Source organism: Methylobacterium sp. WL103 (assembly GCF_008039885.1).
Classification (GTDB): Bacteria; Pseudomonadota; Alphaproteobacteria; order Rhizobiales; family Beijerinckiaceae; genus Methylobacterium; species Methylobacterium cerastii.
This window is the reverse complement of record NZ_VRUX01000845.1, coordinates 1-1430: the sequence shown is the minus strand read 5'-3', so window position 1 is coordinate 1430 and position 1430 is coordinate 1. Positions and strand designations below refer to the sequence as shown.

At 74.1% G+C, this 1430-nt stretch carries 1 protein-coding gene; it reads left to right on the top strand.

Annotation, left to right across the window (positions count from 1 at the left end):
• Window positions 1-122: 122 nt before the first annotated feature.
• On the top strand, window positions 123-1430 hold a 1308-nt coding region (locus FV222_RS26005), incomplete at its 3' end, for an MFS transporter (protein WP_147816006.1).

The window sequence follows — 1430 nt, the reverse complement described above, 5'->3', positions numbered from 1 at the left end:
GGGCGGGCGCGTCTCGCGATGGGGCACCGCTCGCCCTGGTTGCGCTGGCCCCGGGCACTCTTGCCAAGGTGCCGCCCACGGTCGCATGCAGCACGCCGCCACCCCCGCGAGATCCCCACGCGATGTCCTCACCGATCGCCCCGTCGGACGTTCCGGCCCATGACGGCCTGCCGCCGGCGCGACGGGGGCGGGCGATGGTCGCGGTGCTCACCGGCGTCGCCCTCGCGACCCTCGACACGGCGATCGCCAACACCGCCCTTCCCACCATCGCCGCCGACCTCGGCGTCGACCCAAGCGCCTCGGTGTGGATCGTGAACGCCTACCAGCTCGCCGTCGTGGCGACGCTGCTGCCGATCGCGGCGCTCGGCGAGATCGTCGGCCAGCAGAGGATCTACATCGCAGGCTTCATCCTCTTCACCGCGTCCTCGCTCGTCTGCGCCCTGGCCTGGTCGCTGCCGACGCTCGTCGCGGCGCGGGTGCTGCAGGGCGTCGGCGCGAGCGCGTTGATAGCGGTCAACATCGCCCTCATCCGCTTCATCTATCCGGCCGACCAGCTCGGGCGCGGCGTCGGCCTCAACGCCTTCGTCGTCGGCGTCGGCTTCGCGGTCGGCCCGACCGTCGCCTCGCTGATCCTCGTCGCCGCGCCCTGGCCCTGGCTCTTCGCCGTCAACGTGCCGATCGGCCTCGTCGCCCTGCTCCTGGCCTGGACCGCGCTGCCGGACACCGGGCGCTCCGGCCATCGCTTCGACGTCGTCGGCGCGCTGCTCAACGCCTCCGCCTTCGCGCTCCTCGTGCTCGCCCTCGGCGAGGCGGCCCACGAAGGACCGCTCTGGCGCATCCTGGCGGAAGCCGTCGGCTCGCTCGCCTGCTTCCTGCTCCTGCTGCGCCGGCAGGCGGGGCATCCCGCGCCGATGCTGGCCGCCGACCTGCTCCGGCGTCCGCTGTTCGCCCTCTCGGCCACCACGTCGGTGTGCTCGTTCGCGGCGCAGGGGCTCGCCTTCGTCTCGCTGCCGTTCCTGTTCCAGCACACGCTCGGGCGCACGCAGGTCGAGACCGGCTTCCTGATGACGCCCTGGCCCGTCGTGGTCGCGCTGCTGGCGCCGCTCGCCGGGCGGCTCTCGGACCGCTACCCGCCCGGGTTGCTCGGCGGCATCGGGCTCGCGATCCTCGCCCTCGGGATGGGGTTGCTCGCGGGACTTCCGGCGAACCCGAGCGTCGTGGACATCGGCTGGCGGATGGCGATCTGCGGCGGCGGCTTCGGCTTCTTCCAGGCGCCGAACCTGCGCGCGATCATGACGAGCGCGCCGCCCGCGCGGTCCGGGGGCGCGAGCGGCATCGTCGCCACCTCGCGGCTCCTCGGCCAGACCATGGGCGCCGCCCTCGTGGCCGCCTGCTTCGCGATCGCGGATGCGCACGGGCCGGCGCTCGCG